This window comes from Pantoea sp. EKM20T, from assembly GCF_011800485.1.
Lineage (GTDB): Bacteria > Pseudomonadota > Gammaproteobacteria > Enterobacterales > Enterobacteriaceae > Pantoea > Pantoea agglomerans.
The window spans coordinates 363,161-388,710 of the sequence record NZ_JAALFW010000001.1 but is presented as its reverse complement, the minus strand read 5'-3'; the positions used below and the strand labels follow the sequence as shown (position 1 = coordinate 388,710).

Sequence of the window (25,550 nt, the reverse complement as noted above, 5' to 3'; positions counted from 1 at the left end):
AGTCACCGTGATTCGATAAAGTTGAAAGGTTAAATATGGAAGGTATCAGTATTGCCAAGCTGCTGATTATCGGTGCGCTTATCGTACTGCTTTTTGGTACCAACAAGTTGCGCTCACTGGGTGGCGATCTGGGCTCCGCAATCAAGGGCTTTAAAAAAGCCATGAAAGATGAAGATACCAGCGCAACCCGAACTGCGGCTGAAGACGTGCCGGCAGAACGCGTCGTTCATAAAGATTAATCGGTTATTTGCTGCAAATAACTGTTACTTTTTATTTCAGGCACAGATAAAAAAACCAGACTGTTTCCAGTCTGGTTTTTTGTTTTTCGGGCTTCCTGAAGCAAAAGCGTGCTTATTTCACTTCTTCGCCTTTGGCCTGCATATCCGCGTGATAGGAAGAACGGACAAACGGACCGCACGCGGCATGGGTAAAGCCCATTGCCATCGCTTCTTCTTTCATTTCATCGAACTCAGCCGGGCTGACGTAGCGCTGAACCGGCAGGTGGTGGCGGCTCGGCTGCAGATACTGGCCCAGCGTCAGCATGGTGACACCATGGCGACGCAGATCGCGCATCACTTCAACGATTTCGGCATTGGTTTCGCCCAGGCCCACCATCAGACCCGATTTTGTCGGGATGTGAGGATGCGCCTCTTTGAAACGTTCAAGCAGCTTCAGTGACCACTCGTAGTTCGCGCCCGGACGCACCTGGCGGTAGACGCGCGGTACATTTTCCAGATTGTGGTTAAACACATCCGGTGGCGTCGCGGTAAGAATCTCCAGCGCGCGATCCATACGGCCACGGAAGTCCGGCACCAGCGTTTCGATTTTGATCGTCGGATTTTTTTCGCGAATCGCGCTGATGCAGTCGGCAAAGTGCTGTGCGCCACCATCACGCAAATCATCGCGGTCAACCGAGGTGATCACCACGTAGCGCAGGCCCATATCGGCAATCGTCTGCGCCAGTTTAGCGGGTTCGTTAGCGTCAGGGGCATTGGGGCGGCCATGTGCCACATCGCAGAACGGACAACGACGGGTACAGATTGCGCCAAGGATCATAAAGGTGGCGGTGCCGTGGTTGAAGCATTCGGCGAGGTTAGGGCAGGATGCCTCTTCACAGACTGAGTGCAGCCCGTTTTTACGCATCGCGGCTTTAATGCCCTGAATACGACTGGAGTCAGCTGGCAGCTTGATTTTCATCCATTCCGGCTTACGCAACATCTCCTGCCGTTCAACAGCCACGGTTTTCACCGGGATCAGCGCCATTTTGTCTGCGTCACGATATTTGACGCCGCGTTCCATCTGAATTGGTTTACTCATAAATCAGCAGGTTCCGGTCGGATTGCGATTTGAAAGCGTTCCCACTCAAACCGGGAAGGCTGCTTTCAACTTTATTTGAAAAAAGTGCAAAAATTATATCATCACATCGCCTGCGAAGCAGCCACAGTCAGCGCGGATAAGTTACATATTTGTAAATTCGCATTCTGCGTTAAGGTTTAACAGGGAGATCCCCTGAAATCCATTCAACATTTTCATAACCTGACAGCCGCGCAAACGCGCTGACCAGCGGAGAGTGTACCTGCTCCGTCGTCACCTCTGGCTGGAATTTTTTCAACTGGGTCATGCTCATGCCGGCGTAACCACAGGGATTGATGCGCAGGAAGGGCGACAAATCCATAGCAACATTCAGCGCCAGACCGTGAAACGAGCAGCCTTTACGGATGCGTAATCCCAGTGAGCAGATCTTCTCTTCCCCGACGTAGACGCCAGGTGCATCAGCACGGGCGCGGGCGCTGACGCCAAACTCTGCCAGGGTGGCGATAACCGTCTCTTCCAGAATGGTCACCAGCTGGCGTACGCCGAGCTTACGGCGTTTTACATCGATCAGGACGTACATCACCTGCTGTCCTGGCCCGTGATAGGTGACCTGACCCCCACGGTCACTCTGCACCACCGGGATCTCGCCTGGCATCAGCAGATGCTCTGCTTTGCCCGCCTGACCCTGAGTAAAGACCGGAGGATGTTCAACCAGCCAGATTTCATCACGACTCTGGTCGTTGCGCTGGTCGGTATAGTGATGCATGGCGTCGGAGACAGATTGCCAGTCGCGCAGACCTGACTGGCGGACAAGAAGAGTTTCAACTGACAAAACGATAGCCCGCTAAAGGAAATAACGCTGAGGATAACGTCGGCAAACCGTCAGGCAGAGGCGCCTTGCCGACCCGTAAATTACAGTACCATCCGCACAATTTCGATGTTGCCCAGCTCTTCGTACAGGCGTTCTACCTGCTCGATGTGGGTGGCGGTGATAGTGATGTTGACGGAGTGATAGTTGCCTTTGCTGCTCGGCTTAACTTCAGGGCTGTAGTCGCCTGGCGCATGGCGTTGCACCACTTCAACCACTTGATCAACCAGCTCCGGTTGTGCCAGACCCATTACTTTGTAGGTAAATGGGGTAGGAAATTCGAGCAGCTCATTCAGTTTGGTTTTCATATTAACTCCGGTGCATAAAAAACAGGCTCCCGCCTGAGCGGGAGCAACATAATATCGTGTAATGGGGGCGAAGGGGTGATTTTTCAATCACCCGCCACGCTTAACCGAACCAGTGATGGAACATCAGCTTGATGTAATCAACGATACGGCCAAAGAAACCTCCTTCAGAGATCTCGTTCAGTACCACCAGCGGACGCTGTTCGATAGTCTTGCCATCCAGCTGGAAGTTGATGCTGCCGACCACCTGATTTTTCTTCAGTGGTGCATGCAGTTCCGTGTTGGTCAGCACATAGCTGGCTTTCAGATCTTTCATGCGGCCACGTGGGATGGTCAGGTAAGCATCTTTTTCCACGCCCAGCTGCACACGGTCGTTATCGCCGAACCAGACTGGCTCAGAGGCGAACTCTTTGCCCGCTTTCAGTGGCGCCACGGTTTCAAAGAAACGGAAGCCCCAGGTCAGCAGTTTCTTACTCTCAGTTTCACGGCCTTTGTAGGTATGACCGCCCATCACAGCAGAAATCAGGCGCATCTGGCCTTCAGTCGCAGACGCCACCAGGTTGTAACCGGCTGAGTTGGTATGACCGGTTTTGATGCCGTCCACATTCAGGTTGGTATCCCACAGCAGACCGTTACGGTTCATCTGACGGATATTATTGAAGGTGAACTCTTTCTCTTTATAGACAGCATACTCTTCCGGCACGTCACGGATCAGCGCCTGACCGATCAACGCCATATCGCGCGCGGAGCTGTACTGACCTTCCGCGTCCAGACCATGAACGGTCTGGAAGTGGGTATTCTGCAGGCCAATCGCTTTGACGTAGTTGTTCATCAGATTAACGAACGCATCCTGGCTGCCAGCGACATAGTCAGCCATCGCAACACAGGCATCGTTACCGGACTGCAGCACAATCCCACGGGTCAGCTGAGAGACCGGCACGCGGTCGCCTGGCTTCAGGAACATCAGCGAGGAGCCTTTGAACACCGGGTTGCCGGTCGCCCAGGCATCCGGGCCGACGGTGACCATATCGTCCTGATGAATTTTACCCGCTTTAACGGCCTGACCAATGACATAGCTGGTCATCATCTTGGTCAGACTGGCAGGATCGCGGCGTGCATCGGCATTTTTCTCTGCCAGCACTTTGCCTGAGTTGTAGTCGATAAGGACGTACGCTTCGGCATCAATGTCCGGCACGCCCGGAATCATGGTCTTGAGATTGACGTCATCAGCAATAGCAGCATGGCTGAGAGAGAAAGCGATCAGTGATCCCACTGTCAGGCGTTTCAGCAAACGAGATGATTTCAGCGTGTTCATGTGTAGGACTACAACATCCGTGAGTTTGAGGTTGAAAATGTCACTCATCATACCCAATGCCAGATTAACTGGCACCGGACGTGATGATTGGGTTGTTAGCAGACGTAACGTGCAGCTGTCTGATAAACGGTTCAGCGACGCGTGTTAGTAATAAATGAGGCGGCCTGGCCTTCACTGCTCAGACGCTGTTGCAGCGCTGCCGCTTCGGCGCGGGAGGCGTAACCGCCGAGCTGAACGCGATACACATTGTTGCCCGCGTCTTCTACCTTACCGGGCACGCCATAACGCTGGCTCAGGCTTTTCATCATCTGCTGGGCACGCGCCGGGTCATTCAGCGCACCGACCTGCACTACATATCCGTCGGCACCACCACTGCTGGCTGCAGGCGCGGCGCTGGCTGCTGCGGGAGCAGCATTGCTAACTGCCGGTGCGGAACTGGCGGGTGCGGCGGCTGGCGGTTCATTACCTTCCAGTACGCCGGTTGCTAATGGCTGGGGTGCACCAAGAAAGCCGCTGCTCTGCACCGGCGCGCCCATGTTGTCACCGCTTTGCAGCGTACTGTTGCTGATGGCCTCAACATTTTGCGCAGGCGGCTCTGAGGGTGCTGCGCTGCCGCCGTTCATCACCGCGCCACCACTCAGGTCCGGACGGGCAGGCAGAGAGTAGCTCTGTTTTGCCACGACGGTCCCGATGGTGCCGGGGCCAGAGAGCGAACCGTCTGGGGCGACCTTGATGTAATCAACCCGCACGCGCGAATTGTTGGAGATATTCAGGCGGTCACCGGCAGCCCGCGACAGGTCGATAATGCGTCCTGGCGTGTAAGGGCCGCGATCGTTAACGCGCACCACAATCTGACGGCCATTCGCGATATTGGTCACGCGCACATAGCTCGGCAGCGGCAGAGTAGGGTGGGCCGCGGTCAGTGCATCAGGATCGTAGGCTTCGCCGGTAGCGGTGCGGTTGCCCTGCGCCTCTTCGCCGTACCAGGTGGCCAGGCCGACTTCACTGTAGTTCGACGGATCTTTGATGACGCGATAATTTTTGCCGTTCACGCTGTAATCCTGGCTGGTGCCTGGATTGATCGGCTCATAACGTGGCTCAACGCCTGGAATCTCCACCACCGGTCCATTGTAAGCCGGTTGCGGCGGCGCCGTATTTTGGGGTTCCGGCGTGGTACAGGCCGCCAGAACCAGTGATGCCAGTGCAACGCCAAGCCATTCCTTACGCATCTGCAGCCTCTTAGACACTTTTAGATAACATTTTTCGGTGAGTGTGGATCGACATCACAATGCCAAATCCCGCCATAAGCACGATAAGCGCGGAGCCGCCATAACTGACCAGCGGCAGCGGCACGCCAACTACCGGTAAGATACCACTAACCATGCCAATGTTAACGAAAACATAAACGAATAAAATCAGCATTAAACCGCCCGCCATTACCCGGCCAAAGGTGGTCTGCGCCCGGGCTGCCACCACCAATCCCCGCATGATCAGCAGCAGATAAAGGGCCAGCAGCAGCAGCACGCCAACCAGGCCTAACTCTTCGGCCAGAACCGCAAAGATAAAGTCGGTATGACGTTCCGGCAAAAACTCCAGCTGAGACTGGGTGCCCTGCAGCCAGCCTTTACCGCGCAGGCCTCCCGAGCCAATAGCAATTTTCGACTGGATAATGTGATAGCCCGCACCCAGCGGGTCCGTTTCCGGGTCGAGCAGCATCATCACGCGGTCACGCTGATAATCATGCATCAGGAAAAACCACAAAATCGGGATAAAGGCGGCGACCAGCAACACGGCTACGCCAATCAGTTTCCAGCTCATACCCGAGAGGAACAGCACAAACAAGCCGGAGGCGGCAATCAGAATCGAGGTGCCGAGATCGGGCTGTGCCGCCACCAGCAGGGTGGGCAGGAAGATCAGAATCAGCGCAATGCCGGTATTTTTCAGCGTCGGCGGACAGACATCGCGATTGATAAAGCGCGCCACCATCAAAGGCACTGCTATCTTGGCAATCTCAGAGGGCTGAAAACGCACAAAGCCGAGATCGAGCCAGCGTTGAGCGCCTTTACTGATCTGCCCAAAGGCATCTACCGCCATCAGCAGAATGACGCAGACAATATAGAGATAGGGCGCCCAGCCTTCATAGACGCGCGGCGGTACCTGCGCCAGCACAATCATGATGACCAGCCCCATCGCGATCTGACCGAGTTTACGCTCCATCATGCCGGGGTCCTGACCACTGGCGCTCCAGATCACCACAGCGCTGTAGGTCAGCAGGCCGAGAATGATCAGCATAAACAGCGGATCGATGTGGATGCGCATCCAGATCGAACGTTTCTGCGGACTATCTTGCATCGACATGTTTATTCACCTTCATAACCGGGCGGCACAGGAGCGGCGTCCGGCAGGACTGTATTGTTATCACCCAACATAATGTGATCCAGAATCTGGCGCATGACGGTGCCGACAGCCGGACCGGCGCCACCATTTTCCAGGATAATGGTCACGGCGACCCGAGGTTTGTCATAAGGGGCAAACGCGGTCATTAATTTATGGTCGCGTAATCGTTCAGCAATTTTATGGGCGTTATAGGTTTCGTTCTCTTTCAGGCCAAAGACCTGAGCCGTACCGGACTTGGCGGCGATTTTATAGGGCGCATCGGCGAAGCTCTTGTGCGCGGTGCCGTTGGGCCGGTTCGCCACGCCATACATGCCATCTTTGGCAATTTCCCAGTAGCCGGAATGGATATCACCAATCGGGGCTTCAGGCGGCTGGCGATAAGGTACCAGGGTACGGCCTTCGCGGGTGGCGCGCAGCATATGCGGCACCTTGACGACGCCGTCGTTGATCAGAATCATCATCGCTTTGTTCATCTGCAACGGCGTGGCGGTCCAGTAACCCTGTCCGATCCCCACCGGAATGGTATCGCCCTGATACCACGGCTTTTTAAAGCGTCTCTGTTTCCAGTCACGGGTCGGCATGTTACCGGCGCTCTCCTGCGGTAAATCGATGCCGGTACGGCTGCCGTAACCAAATTTATTCATCCACTCCGACAGCCGGTCGATACCCATGTCATAGGCAACCTGATAGAAGAAGGTATCGGCAGACTCTTCCAGCGCTTTGGTGACGTTCAGACGTCCGTGGCCCCATTTTTTCCAGTCGCGGAAGCGTTTTTCTGAACCAGGAAGTTGCCACCAGCCGGGATCAAACAGGCTGGTATTACGGTTAATCACGCCAGCACTCAGGGCAGAGACCGCCACATAAGGTTTAACCGTCGAAGCCGGTGGATAGGCAGCCTGAATCGCACGGTTATAGAGCGGACGGTTTTCATCTTCCAGCAGGCCGCGGTAATCCTTACTGGAAATACCGTCGACAAACATGTTGGCGTCATAGCTTGGCGTTGAGACCATGGCGAGGATTTCGCCGGTGCGCGGATCGCTGACCACGACGGCCGCGCGACTGCCCGCCAGCAGGGTCTCGACATATTGCTGCAGTTTGAGATCGATAGTCAGATAGATATCACGGCCTGCCTGAGGGGACTCCTCATGCAGCTGGCGAATGACCCGGCCACGGTTGTTGACCTCAACCTCTTCAAAGCCGGTTTTGCCGTGCAGCAAATTTTCGTAATAGGCTTCAATGCCCAGCTTACCGATGTCGTGCGTCGCGGCGTAGTTAGGCCATATGCCCTCTTTGTCGAGGCGTGCAACGTCACGATCGTTGATTTTTGAGACGTAGCCGACCACATGCGTCAGCGTGGCACCGTAAGGGTAGTAGCGGCGCTGGTAACCTTTAACTTCCACGCCGGGGAATCGGTACTGATTGACCGCAAAGCGCGCGACCTGCACGTCATTCAGACCAGTTTTAACCGGGATAGAGGTGAACCGACGCGAGCGTTTACGCTCTTTCTGGAAGTTTTCGAGGTCGTCGTCAGTCAGCTCAAGAATCGGGCGTAAGTTTTCCAGGGTCTGTTGCAGATTATCAACTTTTTCCGGGACCAGTTCTGCCTGATAGATGGTGCGGTTCAGCGCCAGCGGCGTGCCGGTACGATCGTAAATTATGCCGCGGCTGGGGGCCACAGGCACCAGTTTGATACGGTTCTGGTTGGAGCGGGTGCTGTAATCATCAAAGCGAAGGATCTGCAGGTGGTAAAGGTTAACCACCAGTACTGAAGAGAGCAGTAAGATACCGACGAAGGCGATAAAGGCCCGACGGACAAAGAGTTTCTGTTCGGCGCTGTAATCGCGAAAGGCGTTGCTTTGTAATTTCATCCGCTACTTGTCATGTCTGATGTGGGCTGATCGGTCATTCACGATGATAAGGATGATTTGTCGTTATGCTCCAGGCCCGATACAGACTTTCGGCTACCAGCACGCGCACCAGCGGATGGGGCAACGTCAATGCTGACAGTGACCAGCTCTGCTCTGCCGCCGCTTTACAGGCGGGGGCCAGGCCTTCAGGCCCGCCAATCAGCAGGCTGACATCGCGACCATCCAGCTTCCAGCGTTCAATCTGCTGTGCCAGCTGCGGGGTTTCCCACGGATGACCAGGAATATCCAGCGTGACGATGCGATTGCCTTTGCCGACCGCCGCTAACATCGCTTCACCCTCTTTTTCAAGAATGCGTTTGATATCAGCATTTTTACCGCGTTTACCTGCGGTCACTTCGGTCAGCTCAAGCGGCATATCTTTCGGGAAGCGGCGCAGATATTCCATAAAACCGGTCTGCACCCAGTCAGGCATTTTCGTGCCGACGGCAACAAGTTGCAGTTTCACCGATTAGCCCCAGAGTTTTTCCAGCTCATACAGCTGGCGACTCTCTTCCTGCATCACATGCACGATGACATCACCCAGATCGACCACGACCCAGTCTGCCGCGCTTTTACCTTCAATGCCTAATGGCATCAGGCCTGCTAAACGCGACTCCTGCTCTACGTGTTCTGCGATCGAAGTCACATGACGCGTGGAGGTGCCGGTGCAGATGATCATGAAATCGGTGATGCTGGATTTGCCCTGAACGTCGATGGTAACAATGTCCTGGCCTTTGAGATCATCAATCTTATCAATAACGAACTCTTGGAGTGCTTTACCTTGCAAAAGGTTCCCCTTGGAATCTGGTGGTAACGAGCCGGCTGTAAGCCCGGAGAGTGCAGCCAAAAAATTAAGCGGCGTAGTATAGCATGCCCGGATCAGTCGCGATATAAGCCTTCGCGGTCGATATAATCGATAACCGCAGCGGGCAACAGATCGTCGCAGGACTGATTCTGGTGGCGACGGCGGCGAATTTCAGTGGCCGAAATGTCATAGAGAGGGGTGTCCGCCAGCCAGATATGGCCTGCGGGCTGCTGATGCAGCTGCCGGATATCCTGAGCGAGGTGTTGCTCAAGCCAGCGCTGCATGTCAGGCGAGTCGAACCGGGTCGGATAGCCGGGGCGCTGGCACACCAGCAGATGGCAGAGTGACAGCAGATCCTGCCAGCGATGCCATTTTGATAAGCTCAGCAATGAATCCTGACCAATAATAAACCCCAGCGGCTGTTCTGCACCGCGTTCGGTGCGCCAGGCTTCCAGGGTGGTCACGGTCCAGGACGGCGTGTCGCGTTCCAGCTCGCGGGTATCGATCTCAAACAGCGGCAGGTCGCGGATAGCGCAGCGCAGCATAGCAACCCGCTGGGCAGCGCTGGCTTCCGGTTGCGGACGATGCGGCGGCACATTGTTGGGCAGCAGCGTCACACGCTGCAGGCCGGTCTGTTGCGCCAGCACTTCGACCGGGCGCAGATGGCCAAAATGAATCGGATCAAAGGTGCCGCCAAACAGTGCGTGTAACTCAGACATGGGCAAAGCTCGTCGGAAAAGCACGACTGCTGAGCAGCAGCGTCAGGGTCTGTAACTGCGGCCACACCGGCTGTCCATAATCCTGCTTCAGGGTGATTTCAATCTGACTCAGCAGATGAATGGCGCGTTGCAGACGCGTGGCATCCACTCGTTGCAGCGCGTCGGTAAACAGCGCACGGCGATTCTGCCAGATGCGCTGCTGATCCATCAGCGTACGCAGCGGCTGCGCTGTCTGGTGGCGTTGCAGATGCAGCAGCGTCAGCAGATCACGCTGCAGCGTACGCAGCAGTATCACCACTTCGCTCTCTTCTTTCTCCAGCTGATGCAGAATATGCAGGGCGCGGCGGCTTTTTCCCGCCAGCAGGGCATCCACCCAGTGGAAAGGAGTAAAGTGCGCGGCATCACTGACCGCCTCTTCAACCCGGGGCAGGGTCAGCTTGCCGTCGGGCCACTGCAGCGAGAGCCGCTCCAGCGCCTGCGCCAGCGCCAGCAGATTGCCTTCATAGCAGTAACACAATAGCTGCACGGCTGCGTCATCCACCGATAATTTCAGCGCCTTAGCGCGATTAACGACCCAGCGTGGCAGTTGCGCCTGTTCAGGCGTCTGACAGGGCACCAATACCGCAGAGGCGGACAACGCTTTAAACCAGGCGCTGTTTTCCTGCGCTTTGGTCAGCTTCGCCATCCGGCAGAACAGCAGAATATCGGCGTGCAGCAACTGCGACAGCTTAACCAGTTGCTCTGACATCGCGGCGTTAGGGCCATTATCGGGGAATTGCAGCGTCATGGTCTGACGCTGAGCAAACAGACTCAGTGACTGGCAACTGACGAACAGGCTCTCCCAGTCAGTCTGTGCATCCAGCGTAAAACTAAAATGTTCTTCGAATCCCTGCGCGGTTGCGGCGACGCGAATCGCATCTGAACTTTCCTGCAGCAGCAGCGGTTCGTTACCGGCTAACAAATAACAGGCGCGCAGCCCCTCACGGAGCTGCGCGCTGAGTTGCTCAGGATAAATCCTGATCATTGCAGGCTGGTAGCAGAGGAAGTGGGCGCTTCCTGTGAACCCTGACCCGGCACCGGAATCACTGACGCCGGTAAGGTCTCTTTGCTGTTGATCTGCGCGGCGTGTACCGTCAGCAGTTTACGTACCAGCTGTTCAGCAGCACGCTGACGCATCTCCTGCGTAATCAGATCCTGCTCGGCATCTTTTGCCAGCGCAGCGTTCGGGTTATCGAAGAACGACCGATAAACCGTGGTGCTGATAGGATAGATACCTTTGCCCGGCAGCAGCACCTGCGCGGTGAGGGTCATCACCAGCTGATACTCGGCAGTGGTGCCGCTGATAAAGACCGAAGCCGTGTTACGGCCCGAGGATTCAGGCCCCAGGCGCAGCGTTGGAATATCCGTGCGATTCTGTTTGCTGTCTTCAACAATTTTGACATCGTTGATACGCAGCTGCTGACGCACAGTACGCGCCAGCGGCCCATAAGGATCGCCGGTTGAAACAATCAGGGTTTTCAGTTCGCTGGGCACCTGAGTGGTGCCGCGCGGATGAAAACCACAGCCAGCGGTGATCACCACCGCCAGCATGACAAACAGCCTGATAATCGGATGTCGCACAGTTCCTCCTGAACTTAACCTACGACCAGGTTAAGCAGTTTGCCCGGTACATAAATGACTTTACGGATAGTCACGCCGTCCAGATACTTCGCTACCAGATGCTCCTGCGCAGCGCGTGCCTGAACCTGTTCCTGTGTTGCATCGGCTGGCACGGTGATTTTACCGCGCACTTTACCGTTAACCTGAACCACTACCAGCAGCGAATCTTCAACCATAGCGGCTTCATCCGCAACCGGCCAGCTCGCTTCATCGATAGTGCCTTCGCCACCCAGCGTCTGCCACAGAACATAGCAGGCGTGCGGGGTAAACGGATAGAGCAGACGGACGATGGCCAGCAGCGCTTCCTGCATCAGGGCGCGATCCTGCTCGCTTTCCTGCGGGGCGCGTGCCAGTTTGTTCATCAGCTCCATGATCGCCGCAATGGCGGTGTTGAAAGTCTGACGACGGCCAATATCATCCGCCACTTTGGCGATGGTTTTGTGAAGATCGCGACGCAGCGATTTCTGCTCGTCATTCAGGCTCTCCACATCCAGTGCCACGGTCGCACCTTTCTGTGTATGCTCGAAGACCAGCTTCCAGACACGTTTCAGGAAGCGGTTCGCCCCTTCAACGCCCGACTCCTGCCACTCCAGCGTCATATCCGCCGGTGAAGCAAACATCATAAACAGACGCACGGTATCCGCGCCGTAACGCTCAACCATCAGCTGTGGGTCGATGCCGTTGTTTTTCGACTTCGACATTTTGCTCATGCCCGCGTAGATCACTTCGCGGCCCTTCGTGTCTGTGGCTTTAACAATGCGGCCTTTCTCATCCCGCTCAACCTCAACGTCAACCGGTGAAACCCAGTTACGCTCGCCGTTGGCACCAAGGTAGTAGAAGGCGTCAGCCAGCACCATGCCCTGGCACAGCAGACGTTTGGCTGGCTCATTGGAGTTCACCAGGCCCGCGTCACGCAGCAGCTTGTGGAAGAAGCGGAAATACATCAGGTGCATGATGGCGTGTTCAATACCGCCCACATACTGATCGACCGGCAGCCAGTAGTTTGCCGCTGCCGGATCCAGCATGCCTTCCTTGTAGCTGGCGCAGGTATAACGCGCGTAGTACCAGGAAGACTCCATAAAGGTGTCAAAGGTGTCGGTTTCACGCAGGGCAGGCTGGCCGTTTACCGTGGTTTTAGCCCACTCCGGATCCGCTTTGATTGGGCTGGTAATGCCATCCATCACCACATCTTCCGGCAGGATCACCGGCAACTGGTCTTCTGGTGCAGGCATAACGGTGCCATCTTCCAGCGTCACCATCGGGATAGGGGCACCCCAGTAGCGCTGACGGGAGACACCCCAGTCGCGCAGGCGGTAGTTCACTTTACGCACGCCCACGCCTTTTGCCGCCAGCGAATCCGCAATGGCGTTAAAACCGGTGGCGTGATCCATGCCGTTAAACTCACCTGAGTTGAACAGCGCACCTTTGTCAGTCATCGCCGCGATGCTGACATCAGGAATGGAACCATCCAGATTCAGGATGACCGGCTTAATCGGCAGATCATATTTAGTGGCAAACTCCCAGTCGCGCTGATCGTGCGCCGGAACCGCCATCACAGCGCCGGTGCCATATTCCATCAGTACGAAGTTGGCAACCCAGACCGGGATAAGCTCGCCGGTCAGCGGATGAACAACAGACAGGCCGGTCGCCATGCCTTTCTTCTCCATGGTCGCCATATCGGCTTCGGCCACTTTGGTATTGCGACATTCAGCGATAAAGTCAGCCAGCGCCGGATTATTGACCGACGCCTGAGTCGCCAGCGGATGGCCTGCAGCAACGGCAACATAGGTTGCGCCGATAAAGGTATCCGGGCGGGTGGTGTAGACGGTGACCTTCTCTTCGCTGTCAGCCACATCGAAGGTGATTTCGACACCTTCAGAGCGGCCAATCCAGTTACGCTGCATGGTTTTGACCTGCTCAGGCCACTCTTCCAGCGTATCCAGGTCGTTCAGCAGCTCTTCCGCATAATCGGTGATTTTGATAAACCACTGCGGGATCTCTTTACGCTCAACTTTGGTGTCGCAGCGCCAGCAGCAGCCGTCGATCACCTGCTCGTTCGCCAGCACCGTCTGATCGTTCGGGCACCAGTTCACGGCAGAGGTCTTTTTATAGACCAGGCCTTTTTCATACAGTTTGGTAAAGAACCACTGTTCCCAGCGATAGTACTCTGGCTGGCAGGTTGCCAGTTCACGACTCCAGTCATAGCCAAAGCCCAGCAGTTTGAGCTGGTTTTTCATGTAGGCGATATTGTCGTAAGTCCACGGGGCCGGAGCGGTGTTGTTTTTCACCGCAGCGCCTTCCGCAGGCAGGCCGAAAGCATCCCAGCCAATCGGCTGTAGTACGTTTTTGCCGAGCATACGCTGATAACGCGCGATTACGTCGCCGATGGTGTAGTTACGAACGTGGCCCATGTGCAGGCGGCCAGAAGGATAGGGCAACATGGAGAGGCAATAGTATTTCTCTTTACCCTCCTGCTCAGTCACTTTAAACGTTTCGTTTTCATCCCAGTGCTGCTGCACACGGGATTCAATTTCTTCCGGGCGGTATTGCTCTTGCATGGCTGCCTGTGGTCCTTTATGAAAAACATTTTTCTGGCTCTAAGATCCGCATAGCATACCCATAAGGCCGCGTATCAACAACACTTCCCACTTTTGCCGGCACGATTTCTGCCGAAAGCGTCAGAGCCTTCACCCTTTTGTAATTCACTGTACAGACGACACGGCAAAAGCAACATTACGACTAAACTTAGTTCAGCGAGGGTCTGCATAAAGGAGAACAAAATGAATAAAGTGGCTCAGGAATATCGCGAGTCGTTAGCCGTATTGACCGAACGTCTTCGTCAGGGCGATCGTAACCTTGATGAGCTGATTGCCGGGCGACGAAGCCAGTTGCTGGTGCGCGATGATATGACGGAACAGGAGATTGACCAGGCGCTCAGCTCAGTGCGCCGTGATCTGGGCGAGTTTGCACGCAGCTACACCGATGTGGAAGAACCGCTGGCGGACTCACTGTTTATGCGCATCATCCGCGAGAGCGTCTGGAAAGAGCTGGCGGATATCACCGATAAAAGTCAGCTGGAGTGGCGAGAGGTCTTCCAGGATCTGCATCACCACGGCGTTTATCAGAGCGGGGAAGTGGTGGGGCTGGGCAATCTGGTCTGTGAGAAATGCCAGTTCACCCGGGCAATCTACACGCCTGAAACGCTGTCACGTTGTCCGGAATGCGGCAACGACCAGTTCCAGCGTCAGCCTTTCGAACCCTGATAGTGCGGCGTAGCTAAATGAAGCGGGCCACCCTGGGTGACCCGCCTGTTCGTCAGGTTTAGTGTAGAATTTTTGCGAGGAAATCTTTAGCGCGCTCAGACTGTGGATTATTAAAGAAGTCATCTTTGTTGGTGTCTTCGATAATTTTCCCTTCATCCATAAAGATCACGCGATTGGCCACTTTACGGGCGAAGCCCATCTCATGGGTCACCACCATCATCGTCATCCCTTCCTGTGCCAGTTCAACCATCACATCCAGCACTTCGTTGATCATTTCCGGATCCAGCGCGGAGGTGGGTTCATCAAACAGCATCGCGATAGGGTCCATGCAGAGCGCTCGCGCAATCGCCACACGCTGCTGCTGACCACCTGAGAGCTGGCCGGGAAACTTCTCAGCATGGGCGGAAAGACCCACACGCTTCAGCAGCTTCAGCCCTTTATCGCGGGCTGCCGCTTTGTCGCGTTTCAGCACTTTCACCTGCGCCAGAACCAGGTTGTTGATAATGCTCAGATGCGGAAACAGCTCGAAGTGCTGGAACACCATCCCGACCTGGCTGCGAAGCTGCGCAAGATTAGTCTTTTTGTTATTCACCTCGGTGCCGTTCACCGCAATCACGCCCTGCTGAATCGGCTCAAGGCCGTTCACCGTTTTGATCAGCGTTGATTTACCGGAGCCGGACGGGCCGCACACCACCACCACTTCACCGGTTTTGACGTCGGTTGAGCAGTCGGTCAGCACCTGAAAGTGACCATACCACTTAGAAACATTTTTCAGGCTAATCATTTAAACCGTCCTTTTTCTTTTTAGATAGCTGACCAACAGCGATGCGCTCAGGCTGATAACGAAGTAGACAAGACCTGCAAACAGAACCATTTCAACCTGGGTGCCATCACGCTCACCAATGGTGGACGCGGTACGGAAGAAGTCCGCCAGGCTTAAGACATAAACCAGCGAGGTATCCTGGAACAGCACGATACCCTGCGTCAGTAACAGCGGAACCATGGCGCGAAACGCCTGTGGCAGGATGATCAGTCGCATTGCCTGCCACTGCGTCATGCCCAGCGCCAGAGCCGCACTGCCCTGTCCACGCGAGATACTGATGATGCCGGCGCGAATAATTTCAGAGTAGTACGCCGCTTCGAACAGCGAAAAGGCGACCATGGCTGAAATCAGTCGGATATCCGTTTTGGGCGACAGGCCCAGCACCTGCTGCAGAAAACTCGGCACGACCAGATAGAACCACAGCAGCACCATGACCAGCGGCACTGAGCGGAACAGGTTGACGTAAATTTTAGCGAACCAGCTGATAGGCTTAAACGTCGACAGGCGCATCACCGCCAGCAGAGTGCCCCACAGGATGCCGAAGACCACGGCGGTAATCGTGATCTTAAAGGTGATCACTAAGCCATTAAGCAGATAGGGCAGGCTGGGTGTAATCGAACTCCAGTCAAACTCGTACATTACTTGCCTCCCGCATTGCCTGGCAGCCGGACTTTGCGCTCGACCAGACTCATCAACAACATAATCACCAGGTTAATCGCAACGTAGGCCAGTGTAATGGCGGTAAAGGATTCATAGGCGTGGGCAGAATAGTCGAGCAGTTTGCCCGCCTGCGCCGCCATATCGACCAGACCAATGGTGGAGGCGATAGCGGAGTTCTTCACCAGGTTCAGCATTTCCGAGGTCATCGGCGGCACAATCACGCGATACGCATTCGGCAGCAGCACATAGCGATAGGTCTGCGGCAGGGTTAATCCCATCGCCAGACCGGCATTCTTCTGTCCACTCGGCAGTGACTGAATAGCTGCGCGCACCTGCTCGCAGACGCGGGCGGCGGTAAACAGGCCAAGACAGATCATCGAGGAGAGGAAGAACTGAATGTTGGGATCCAGCTCAGACTTAAACCACATGCCAAGCTTTTCGCCCACCAGCTCGGGCGCCACCAGATACCAGAAGAAGAACTGGACGATCAGGGGGATGTTGCGAAACAGTTCGACATAGCAGGTGCCAATGGTCGACAGCAGGCGATTAGGCACGGTGCGCAGAATGCCGAAAAATGAACCCACACAGAAGGCGATAATCCAGGCGCAGCAGGAGACGGCAATCGTCACCTGAAAACCGGACCACAGCCAGCCGAGGTAGGTCGTGTTACCGAACGGGGCCTGTTCGAGGAATATGCCCCAGTTCCAATCGATACCCATAACGAGCTCCGGAAAAAAAGGGTAGCTAAGCTACCCTGAAGATTGATGAACGGCGTTGTATTTCCTGACTCAGGGGAACGACCCGTGTCAGTCTGTCTGTCCATGCCGCGGTTTCAGCAATCGAGAGGGCAGCCAGGCCGCCCTTGTTATACCCGTCGTCTTTCAGGCTGCATTTTTGTTGGCTACATTCACTCACCCGAATCACTCACCGGAGCAGGCTCATCGGGAGTCATTTTTCTGCTGCCTCAATGCAATCTGAAATCCATTGGGTATTTTGTTGTTAATTCAGTGCTTTATCATTTGGTGTTTTGAACAGCGCTTTCATGTCATCAGAGAGCTCAAAGTTCATGTTCAGGTTCTTTGGTGGAATCGGCTGTTTGAACCAGGTGTCGAACCATTTTTCTGCCTGGCCAGAGGTCTGGGCTTTAGCAATGGTTTCATCCACCAGCGCTTTGAACTGCGGATCATCTTTACGCAGCATGCAGCCATAGGCTTCTTTTGACTGTGGCGTGCCCAGAATTTCCCAGTTGTCCGGCTTTTTGGCTTTGGCGCGTTCGCCTGCCAGCAGGGCATCATCCATCATAAAGGCCACGGCACGACCGGTTTCCAGCGTACGGAAGGAGTCACCGTGATCTTTTGCGCTGATGATGCGCAGATCCAGTTTCTGTTCGTCGTTGAGTTTGTGCAGCAGCACTTCAGAGGTGGTACCTGAGGTCACCACTACGGTTTTGCCTTTCAGGTCAGCGAAATCTTTGATCGGGCCATCTTTCTTCACCAGCAGACGGGTGCCGATAACAAAAATAGTGTCTGAGAAGGCGGCCTGTTTCTGGCGCTCAAGGTTATTGGTGGTCGAGCCACACTCATAATCGTAGGTGCCGTTTTGCAGCAGCGGAATACGGTTTTGTGAGGTGATCGGGATCATTTTGACCTGCAGATCAGGCTTGTTCAGCTTTGCTTTAATCGCTTCAACGATGGCGTTTGAGTAAGCCTGTGAGTAGCCGACGACTTTTTGCTGGTTGTCATAATAAGAAAAGGGAACTGATGATTCGCGATGCCCGACCACAATGACGCCATTGTCATTGATCTTCTTCAGGGTGCCGCTGAGATCTTCCGCCTGGGCCGCTCCCGCCGCTGCGCTGATCAGCAGAAGAGATAATGCCACTTTGCGTAGTTGCATGTTCCAACTCCTTCGTATGAAAAAGGCACAGGATATAACCTGCGCTGATTATGATGTTGTGTCTGTTTTCTGCTGCGTTTCTGCTCATTCTGCGGTTTAAACGGGCGCAGAAGAGTCATTAACATAGCGGATTGTTAACGCAATGAAACAAAAAAGTTTCTTTTTTGCGAGGTGATACGCACCAAAAAAAGGCAATTTTTTCACCCTGCGCGTTAATGGTGCAGCAGCGTCAATTGTTTTGGTGCAACCCGCCCGGCATCAGCGCCTGCAATCAGCCTGTTTGCGAAAAGCAGTGAAACATTTTGCAATCATCGTGCCAGAAAGAGGTAATGGGTTAGAAAGACAGCAGAGTGTGCGGCGTGGGGAGTGAAAAAAACCGGAGAGTCACCATGAAAAAGGCGAAGCACGTGCTTCGCCTTCAGTGAGCACAGGAGGGGAGGTTATCGACGACGGCGCAGGAGTGCTATCACCGCCGCCAGCAGCGTCAGTGACCACACTGGCCAGATGCCAGCCCGCGCATACGGGGTTTCTCCCTGCGTTGGCGTAACCTTGCTGGTCAGCACATCGCGGGTAAACTGCGGCAGCATGGCTTCCACATCACCACTGGCATTGACCACCGCCGTCACACCATTATTGGTGCTGCGCAACAGCGGACGTCCCAGTTCCAGCGCACGCATCCTCGCCATCTGGAAGTGCTGCCATGGGCCGATAGAGTGACCAAACCAGGCATCGTTCGAAACGGTCAACAGGAAGTTGGTGTCGGGATGGAAGTTGGCCCGCACCTGTTCACCCAGCACGATCTCATAACAGATGGCGCTGGTCAGGTTATAGCCCGCCACGCTGAGTTGCGGCTGGAGGTAGTTGCCACGACTGAATGCCGACATCGGCAGATCGAAGAACGGGGCCAGCGGACGCAGCAGATCGGCCAGCGGCACAAATTCGCCAAACGGCACCAGGTGATTCTTCTGGTAACGATTGCCGCTGAAGTAGTTGTACGGCGCTTTACCGCCCAGCACGATTACGGTGTTGTAATCGTGATATCGGTTCTGCTCCAGCCGGGAGTCCACAATGCCGGTGATCAGCGAACTGCCGCGCTCACGCAGTTCGTCATCCAGCGAACGCAGGAACGGCTGCTGATTACTCTCCAGATCGGTAATTGCCGATTCAGGCCAGATAATAATCGGCGCTTTGCCCATCAGCGGCTGACTCAGACCGTTGTAAATGCGCAGGGTAGTGAGCAGCTGCTGCGGATCCCACTTCATCGATTGCGGGATGTTTCCCTGCACCAGCGCCACCTCGACGGCCCGCTCGGGCATCGGCTGAACCCACTGGATGTAGCGCAACGGCCATGGCAATGCCAGCAGCAGCAGCGCTGCTACCAGACTTCTGACGTTGCGCTGTTGCAGGGCATAAGCCAGCAGGCCAGCCACCACCATCAGCAGGAAGGTCAGCGTCTCTACGCCCGCCAGTGGGGCCAGGCCTTTTAACGGGCCATCGATCTGGCTGTAACCAAACTGCAGCCACGGAAAGCCGGTCAGCACCCAGCCGCGCAGGAACTCGGTGATCTGCCACAATGCCGGTGCCGCCAGCGCCAGGCGCCACAGCGTCGTTCGCGGCCAGATGCGATTCAGTACGCCGGCAAACAGCGCCGGGTAGATCGCCAGATAAGCCGCCAGCAGCGCTACGATAAAGACATTGACCGGGCCAGGCATGCCGCCAAAGGTGGCGACACTGACATAAACCCAGTTGATGCCACTGCCGAACAGACCTAAACCCCAGACAAACCCAATGGCGCTGGCCTGCGGGCTGGAGCGGTTAAGAGTCAGCAGCTGTAAGCCACACAGCGAGAGCAGTGCAGCGGGCCAGAAATCGTAGGGAGAAAAGGCGAGGGTGCCAAGTGCACCCGTTATTAAAGCCAGCAGCAGGCGAACCCGCTGACGCGGGTAGAGTGAGGCTAAAGCCATAGACTTATTCGTCTTCCAGTTGAGGTTGTGGCGAATTTTCCGGAATAGTCACGTGAACCTGGATGATGCGGCGGCTGTCAGCCATCGCCACCTTGAACTGGTAACCCTCAATCTCGATGCTTTCACCGCGAGCGGGCAGATGACCGAAGCCCTGCATCACCAGACCACCGATGGTGTCGACTTCATCGTCACTGAACTGGGTGCCAAACACCTCGTTGAAATCTTCAATGGCGGTCAGTGCACGCACTGTAAAGGTGTGACGGTTGAGCTGACGGATATCACGATCTTCTTCGTCGTCATACTCATCTTCAATTTCACCGACGATCAGCTCCAGGATGTCTTCAATGGTCACCAGACCGGAGACACCGCCAAACTCATCAATGACGATCGCCATGTGGTAACGCTGGGAGCGGAACTCTTTCAGCATCCGGTCGACACGCTTACTTTCAGGCACAACCACCGCAGGACGCAGCACTTTCTCAATGCTGAAAGGCTCAGATTCGCTGCTCATAAACGGCAGCAGATCTTTCGCCATCAGAATCCCTTCCACATGATCTTTATCTTCGCTGATCACCGGGAAACGAGAATGGGCGGATTCGATAATGACATCCAGACACTCTTCGAGGCTCTGATTACGTTTCAGGGTGATCATTTGCGAGCGCGGGATCATGATGTCACGCACGCGCTGCTCCGCAATATCCAGTACCCCTTCGAGCATGTCGCGGGTGTCCTGGTCAATCAGCTCTTTGTTATTCGAGTCGCGGATCAGCTCCAGTAGCTCATCACGGCTTTTTGGTTCACCGTGAAAGAGTTGGTTGATCAACAGGGAGAAAAATCCCTTTTTACTACTGGGTGCATCGCTGTTTTGAGAATGGTCGTCGCTCATGGCGGTTTTTATAGATCTCTCTGGTGAGGAATAGGTGCTGTCAGTAGCCTGTACTGACAGCAGGATTGACTGAATTCAGGATTCAGGCGTCTTCTTTCTCCGAAATGTACGGATCAGGATACCCAAGAGCAAGCATTATCTCGGTCTCCAGCCCTTCCATCTCGTCCGCTTCGTCGTCTTCAATATGGTCGTAACCCAGCAGATGCAGCGTGCCGTGTACCACCATATGTGCCCAGTGGGCTTCAGCGCTTTTACCCTGTTCAGCGGCTTCCTGCTCAACGACCTGGCGGCAGATGATCAGATCGCCCAGCAGCGGCAGCTCAATGCCTGGCGGTGCTTCAAACGGGAAAGAGAGGACGTTGGTCGGCTTGTCTTTGCCGCGATAAGTCAGATTAAGCTCATGACTCTCAGCTTCATCAACCAGACGCACCGTAACTTCGCTTTCCGGCTGAAAAGGGGTGACAGCCGCTGACAGCCAGCGATGAAACTGGCTTTCATCAGGCAGGTCAGCGGTGCTGTCACAGGCGACCTGCAGGTCGAGAATCACCTCGCTCATTTGCTCTCCTGCGTGGCGCTCTGTGCAGCCAGTGCTTCACGTTTACGCTCTTCGGCCTGCTGGTCACGACGGGTCTGATCGGCCGCTTCCCAGGCTTCATAGGCGGTGACAATGCGGGCAACCACCGGATGGCGCACCACATCTTCGCTGTGGAAGAAGTTGAAGCTGATCTCTTCAACGTCCGCCAGCACCTCAATGGCATGACGCAGGCCTGACTTAACGTGACGCGGCAGGTCAATCTGGGTAACGTCGCCGGTAATCACCGCTTTAGAGTTAAAGCCGATACGCGTCAGGAACATTTTCATCTGCTCGATGGTGGTGTTCTGGCTCTCATCAAGAATGATAAACGCATCGTTCAGGGTACGACCACGCATGTAGGCCAGCGGGGCGACTTCAATGACGTTGCGCTCCATCAGCTTTTCCACCCGCTCGAAGCCGAGCATTTCGAACAGCGCATCGTAGAGCGGACGCAGATAAGGGTCGACTTTCTGGCTCAGATCGCCTGGCAGAAAGCCCAGCTTTTCACCCGCTTCGACGGCAGGGCGGGTCAGCATGATGCGGCGAATCTCCTGACGCTCCAGCGCATCCACTGCCGCGGCTACCGCCAGATAGGTTTTACCGGTACCAGCCGGACCGACACCAAAGGTGATATCGTGGTCGAGCACATTAGCGATGTACTGGGCCTGGTTTGGGGTGCGCGGCTTGATCACACCGCGTTTGGTCTTGATATTGACCGCTTTACCGTACTCCGGCACGCTCTCAGCGGTTTGCTCCAGTACCCGGCTCTCTTTGATCGCCAGGTGAATCTGATCAGGCTCGATATCCGGGATGTCGCCACGCACAGGCGCAGTATCGACATACAGAGTTTTCAGAATATCTGCTGCGGCATTGACGCAAAGTGGACGTCCTGACAGCTTAAAAACGTTGTCGCGACGATTGATCTCAATGCCCAGACGACGCTCAAGCTGTTTTACATTATCGTCGAAAGGCCCACACAGGCTCATCAGACGACGGTTATCAGCCGGTTCAAGGGCGATTTCACGAGTTTCGATATTCAAACGAATCCTTTGGGTCACTCAGGGCCAGTTATGGGATGTGTCTGACGCACCGTTAAGCTTAACCGGATGCACCATAACGAAATTATTTATGCCGTAACGCCTGGGCGCAAGCTTATGGAGAGATATTTGGGCGACACTTTCAGAAAGCAAGTGGTGCAAAGTGAAATTGGCGGCAACGCGATGCGCGCTGCCGCACAGTAAAGCGGGCATCACGGCTGGAACAGACTCACGCCGATTTCATTTTCTTTACGGGTACGGGCGATCACGGACGCCGGGCTTTCCGCCATGCGCAGCCCCATCTCGTCTTCAGTACGCACCAGTTTGCCGCGCAGCGAGTTGGTGTAGACATCGACAATCTCAACATCCACAAAGCGGCCGATCATTTCAGGCGAGCCTTCGAAATTCACCACGCGGTTATTTTCGGTGCGGCCAGCGACTTCCATCACGTTCTTGCGGGAGATGCCTTCCACCAGAATACGCTGCACTGTGCCCACCATGCGGCGACTGATCGCCTGCGCCTGCTGGTTAATGCGGTCCTGCAGGATCCACAGACGCTGCTTTTTCTCCTCTTCGCTGACATCATCCGGCAGGTCAGCGGCGGGCGTGCCGGGACGGGCAGAGTAGATAAAGCTGAAGCTGACGTCGAAATTGATCTCGGCGATAAGCTTCATGGTCTGCTCGAAATCCTGCTGAGTTTCACCGGGGAAACCAATGATGAAGTCAGAGCTGATCTCAATATCCGGGCGCGCCGCGCGCAGCTTGCGGATAATCGCCTTATACTCCAGCGCGGTATGAGCACGCTTCATCAGCGTCAGAATACGGTCTGATCCACTCTGAACCGGCAGGTGCAGGAAGCTCACCAGTTCCGGCGTATCGCGGTAGACCTCGATGATGTCATCGGTGAACTCAATCGGGTGGCTGGTGGTGAAGCGAATGCGGTCGATACCGTCGATGGCGGCGACCAGGCGCAGCAGCTCAGCGAAGGTACAGATTTCACCATCAAAGGTGGCACCACGATAGGCGTTAACGTTCTGGCCAAGCAGGTTAACTTCACGCACGCCCTGCGCCGCCAGCTGAGCGATCTCCAGCAGAATGTCATCGCTGGGACGGCTCACTTCCTCGCCACGGGTGTAAGGCACCACACAGAAAGTACAATATTTGTTGCAGCCTTCCATGATGGAGACAAAGGCAGTCGGGCCGTCTGCGCGCGGTTCCGGCAGGCGATCAAATTTCTCGATTTCCGGGAAGCTGATGTCGACCACCGGGCTTTTGGTGCCGCGCACGGTGTTGATCATCTCTGGCAGGCGGTGCAGTGTCTGCGGACCAAAAACGATATCCACGCAGGGCGCACGCTGGCGGATATGATCCCCTTCCTGCGACGCCACGCAGCCGCCCACGCCGATAATCACATCCGGGTTGCGCTCTTTGAGTTTTCTCCAGCGTCCCAGCAGGTGGAATACTTTCTCCTGCGCTTTCTCGCGAATAGAACAGGTGTTAAGCAGCAGAATATCCGCCTCTTCAGGAACCTCGGTCAGCGTATAGCCGTGCGTACTGTTCAGCAGATCAGACATCTTGGATGAATCATACTCATTCATCTGACATCCCCAGGTTTTGATATGCAGTTTTTTTGTCATCGCGCTAACCATTGATTCAGTGCAGTGAAGTGCGGGGCGCGTATTGTAATGCTTTGATGCTGTTGTGACCAGCCTCAGGGCTTTTCTGCCAGCAATCCGGTTTTCCGGTACACTTTGCTTTATTCAGACCCGTGTTGCGCAGGCTGGCGGGAATAAGAGAGGGACATAAGCAATGCAGGATAATCAGTTTGATGTAGTGATTGTTGGCGGTGGCATGGTCGGTGCGGCGCTGGCCTGTGGACTGACGCAGCAACATTTTCGCGTTGCGGTGATTGAGCGTGCCGAACCCGCGCCTTTTGATGCCGACAGCGATCCCGATCTGCGAATTTCGGCGATTGGGTCATCCTCGGTGGGGTTGCTGAAGCAACTCAACGTCTGGCCACGGGTAGAGGCGATGCGCAGCGCCCCATATCGCAGGCTGGAAACCTGGGAGTGGCAGACGGCGCAGGTGAGTTTTGATGCGGCCTCGCTGGGGCTGCCCGAGTTGGGCTTTATGGTCGAGAACAGCGTGCTTCAGCGGGCGCTATGGGAGGAGATGCAGTCGCTGGGCGTGACCTGCTATTGCCCGGCCACACTGGAGAACCTGCAGCCAGAAAATGGCGGCTGGCGCATCGACCTCAACGACGGCGTTGCCCTGCATACACGCCTGGTGGTTGGGGCTGATGGCGCGAACTCTCAGGTGCGACAGATGGCCGGGATCGGTATTCATGGCTGGAGCTATGCGCAATCCTGTTTACTGATCAGCGTGACCTGCGAACATCCGGCTGGCGATGCGACCTGGCAGCACTTTACGCCTCAGGGACCGCGCGCATTTTTACCGCTGTATGGCAACCGGGCCTCGCTGGTCTGGTATGACGCGCCTGCAAGAGTCCGTCAGCTACAGGCGATGCCGATGGCCCTGCTGGAAAAAGAGATAGCCAGCCACTTCCCGGCGCGGCTGGGACGTTTTAAAGCCCATGCGGCGGGCGGCTTCCCGCTGGTGCGGCGTCACGCTTCACGGTATGTCCTGCCAGGACTGGCGCTGGTCGGTGATGCCGCGCATACCATTAATCCGCTGGCCGGGCAGGGCGTGAATCTGGGCTATCGCGATATTGATGCGTTGATTAATGTGCTGGTCAGCGCACGCGGTGCGGCGGAGGATTGGGCATCCGAGCGCGTATTGCAGCGCTATCACCGGCAACGTCGTAAAGACAATATGCTGATGCAGGGCGGTATGGATCTGTTCTATTTTGCCTTCAGCAATCAGCTGGCACCGCTGCGGTTTGCACGTAATCTCGGATTGATTGCCGCCGAACATTCCGGGGTACTGAAGCGGCAGGTATTGCGCTACGCGCTGGGGTTATAGCAGATTGCGCATGTTGGCTCGCCGCACGGCGGGCCTGCAATCAGGAAGGGGAACGACAAAAACAACAAAGCCCGCAAAAGCGGGCCAGGTTGTGCAATTTGGCTGGGGTGCAGGGATTCGAACCCCGGAATGCTGGTATCAGAAACCAGTGCCTTACCGCTTGGCGACACCCCAAT

25 protein-coding genes and 1 tRNA gene are annotated in these 25,550 nt (G+C 55.5%); 3 read left to right on the top strand and 23 right to left on the bottom strand.

What is annotated here, in order from left to right; genetic code table 11:
• Positions 1 to 35: 35 nt before the first annotated feature.
• Positions 36 to 239 (top strand): twin-arginine translocase subunit TatE, encoded by a 204-nt coding sequence (gene tatE, locus HFD94_RS01865; protein WP_010671272.1) that lies wholly within the window; start codon positions 36 to 38, stop codon positions 237 to 239.
• A gap of 112 nt (positions 240 to 351) precedes the next feature.
• Here tatE and lipA read toward each other — a convergent pair whose 3' ends face one another.
• The 13 genes from lipA to leuS form a co-directional block, all read right to left on the bottom strand.
• The gene (lipA, locus tag HFD94_RS01860; protein ID WP_010258979.1) at positions 352 to 1,317 is read right to left on the bottom strand and encodes a lipoyl synthase; all 966 of its coding nucleotides are present in this window, start codon (positions 1,315 to 1,317) and stop codon (positions 352 to 354) included.
• Between the two features lie 169 nt (positions 1,318 to 1,486).
• Positions 1,487 to 2,146, bottom strand: a complete 660-nt coding sequence (gene lipB, locus HFD94_RS01855) for a lipoyl(octanoyl) transferase LipB (protein ID WP_122889106.1) — start codon at positions 2,144 to 2,146, stop codon at positions 1,487 to 1,489.
• Positions 2,147 to 2,226: 80 nt separating this feature from the next.
• Entirely contained in the window at positions 2,227 to 2,490 is a 264-nt protein-coding gene (gene ybeD / locus HFD94_RS01850; protein WP_003854030.1) for a DUF493 family protein YbeD, read from the bottom strand.
• Positions 2,491 to 2,590: 100 nt separating this feature from the next.
• A complete protein-coding gene (dacA, locus tag HFD94_RS01845; protein ID WP_010258977.1) occupies positions 2,591 to 3,802 on the bottom strand; it encodes a D-alanyl-D-alanine carboxypeptidase DacA in 1,212 nt (403 codons plus the stop codon).
• Between the two features lie 131 nt (positions 3,803 to 3,933).
• Positions 3,934 to 5,031, bottom strand: coding sequence for an endolytic peptidoglycan transglycosylase RlpA (gene rlpA, locus HFD94_RS01840; protein ID WP_010671273.1), 1,098 nt, complete (start codon positions 5,029 to 5,031; stop codon positions 3,934 to 3,936).
• A 10-nt stretch (positions 5,032 to 5,041) separates the two neighbouring features.
• Positions 5,042 to 6,154: a peptidoglycan glycosyltransferase MrdB gene (gene mrdB, locus HFD94_RS01835; protein ID WP_167432749.1), complete on the bottom strand. Its 1,113-nt coding sequence runs from the start codon at positions 6,152 to 6,154 to the stop codon at positions 5,042 to 5,044.
• 8 nt (positions 6,155 to 6,162) lie between these two features.
• Positions 6,163 to 8,067, bottom strand: coding sequence for a peptidoglycan DD-transpeptidase MrdA (gene mrdA, locus HFD94_RS01830; protein ID WP_010258971.1), 1,905 nt, complete (start codon positions 8,065 to 8,067; stop codon positions 6,163 to 6,165).
• 34 nt (positions 8,068 to 8,101) lie between these two features.
• Entirely contained in the window at positions 8,102 to 8,572 is a 471-nt protein-coding gene (rlmH, locus tag HFD94_RS01825; RefSeq protein WP_010258969.1) for a 23S rRNA (pseudouridine(1915)-N(3))-methyltransferase RlmH, read from the bottom strand.
• Between the two features lie 3 nt (positions 8,573 to 8,575).
• Positions 8,576 to 8,893: a ribosome silencing factor gene (gene rsfS / locus HFD94_RS01820; protein WP_010258968.1), complete on the bottom strand. Its 318-nt coding sequence runs from the start codon at positions 8,891 to 8,893 to the stop codon at positions 8,576 to 8,578.
• 92 nt (positions 8,894 to 8,985) lie between these two features.
• Entirely contained in the window at positions 8,986 to 9,630 is a 645-nt protein-coding gene (nadD, locus tag HFD94_RS01815; RefSeq protein ID WP_122889105.1) for a nicotinate-nucleotide adenylyltransferase, read from the bottom strand.
• On the bottom strand, positions 9,623 to 10,654 hold the full coding sequence (gene holA / locus HFD94_RS01810) for a DNA polymerase III subunit delta (protein WP_122889104.1): 1,032 nt from the start codon (positions 10,652 to 10,654) through the stop codon (positions 9,623 to 9,625). The genes nadD and holA overlap by 8 nt, the downstream gene beginning before the upstream one ends.
• Complete coding sequence (lptE, locus tag HFD94_RS01805; RefSeq protein ID WP_010258965.1) at positions 10,651 to 11,250, bottom strand: LPS assembly lipoprotein LptE; 600 nt, start codon at positions 11,248 to 11,250, stop codon at positions 10,651 to 10,653. Before lptE ends, holA begins: the two co-directional genes overlap by 4 nt.
• A gap of 14 nt (positions 11,251 to 11,264) precedes the next feature.
• Positions 11,265 to 13,847 carry a leucine--tRNA ligase gene (leuS, locus tag HFD94_RS01800; RefSeq protein WP_122889103.1) on the bottom strand — a complete coding sequence of 861 codons (2,583 nt, stop codon included), beginning with the start codon at positions 13,845 to 13,847 and terminating at the stop codon, positions 11,265 to 11,267.
• A gap of 222 nt (positions 13,848 to 14,069) precedes the next feature.
• On the opposite strand from leuS, the gene HFD94_RS01795 reads away from it, so the two are divergent.
• A complete protein-coding gene (locus tag HFD94_RS01795) occupies positions 14,070 to 14,552 on the top strand; it encodes a zinc ribbon-containing protein (RefSeq protein WP_010258963.1) in 483 nt (160 codons plus the stop codon).
• A gap of 58 nt (positions 14,553 to 14,610) precedes the next feature.
• Here the strand turns inward: HFD94_RS01795 and HFD94_RS01790 are convergent, their stop codons facing one another.
• From HFD94_RS01790 to miaB, 9 genes are all read right to left on the bottom strand, one after another.
• Complete coding sequence (locus HFD94_RS01790; RefSeq protein WP_010258962.1) at positions 14,611 to 15,336, bottom strand: amino acid ABC transporter ATP-binding protein; 726 nt, start codon at positions 15,334 to 15,336, stop codon at positions 14,611 to 14,613.
• The gene (gene gltK, locus HFD94_RS01785) at positions 15,337 to 16,014 is read right to left on the bottom strand and encodes a glutamate/aspartate ABC transporter permease GltK (protein ID WP_010258961.1); all 678 of its coding nucleotides are present in this window, start codon (positions 16,012 to 16,014) and stop codon (positions 15,337 to 15,339) included.
• Positions 16,014 to 16,754 (bottom strand): amino acid ABC transporter permease, encoded by a 741-nt coding sequence (locus tag HFD94_RS01780; RefSeq protein ID WP_010258960.1) that lies wholly within the window; start codon positions 16,752 to 16,754, stop codon positions 16,014 to 16,016. The genes gltK and HFD94_RS01780 overlap by 1 nt, the downstream gene beginning before the upstream one ends.
• A 280-nt stretch (positions 16,755 to 17,034) precedes the next feature.
• A complete protein-coding gene (locus HFD94_RS01775) occupies positions 17,035 to 17,931 on the bottom strand; it encodes an amino acid ABC transporter substrate-binding protein (RefSeq protein WP_010258958.1) in 897 nt (298 codons plus the stop codon).
• A 440-nt stretch (positions 17,932 to 18,371) separates the two neighbouring features.
• Entirely contained in the window at positions 18,372 to 19,895 is a 1,524-nt protein-coding gene (gene lnt, locus HFD94_RS01770) for an apolipoprotein N-acyltransferase (RefSeq protein WP_010258955.1), read from the bottom strand.
• A gap of 4 nt (positions 19,896 to 19,899) precedes the next feature.
• A complete protein-coding gene (gene corC / locus HFD94_RS01765) occupies positions 19,900 to 20,781 on the bottom strand; it encodes a CNNM family magnesium/cobalt transport protein CorC (RefSeq protein ID WP_008925004.1) in 882 nt (293 codons plus the stop codon).
• Positions 20,782 to 20,863: 82 nt separating this feature from the next.
• The gene (ybeY, locus tag HFD94_RS01760) at positions 20,864 to 21,337 is read right to left on the bottom strand and encodes an rRNA maturation RNase YbeY (protein WP_010671280.1); all 474 of its coding nucleotides are present in this window, start codon (positions 21,335 to 21,337) and stop codon (positions 20,864 to 20,866) included.
• A complete protein-coding gene (locus HFD94_RS01755) occupies positions 21,334 to 22,395 on the bottom strand; it encodes a PhoH family protein (protein ID WP_010258952.1) in 1,062 nt (353 codons plus the stop codon). Before HFD94_RS01755 ends, ybeY begins: the two co-directional genes overlap by 4 nt.
• A 209-nt stretch (positions 22,396 to 22,604) precedes the next feature.
• Positions 22,605 to 24,029: a tRNA (N6-isopentenyl adenosine(37)-C2)-methylthiotransferase MiaB gene (gene miaB, locus HFD94_RS01750; RefSeq protein WP_122889102.1), complete on the bottom strand. Its 1,425-nt coding sequence runs from the start codon at positions 24,027 to 24,029 to the stop codon at positions 22,605 to 22,607.
• 172 nt (positions 24,030 to 24,201) lie between these two features.
• Between miaB and ubiF the strand changes: the two genes are divergently transcribed.
• Positions 24,202 to 25,374 (top strand): 3-demethoxyubiquinol 3-hydroxylase, encoded by a 1,173-nt coding sequence (ubiF, locus tag HFD94_RS01745; protein WP_167432721.1) that lies wholly within the window; start codon positions 24,202 to 24,204, stop codon positions 25,372 to 25,374.
• Between the two features lie 99 nt (positions 25,375 to 25,473).
• On the opposite strand, the gene HFD94_RS01740 is transcribed toward ubiF, so the two are convergent.
• Positions 25,474 to 25,548 (bottom strand) — tRNA-Gln (locus HFD94_RS01740).
• Positions 25,549 to 25,550: the final 2 nt, after the last annotated feature.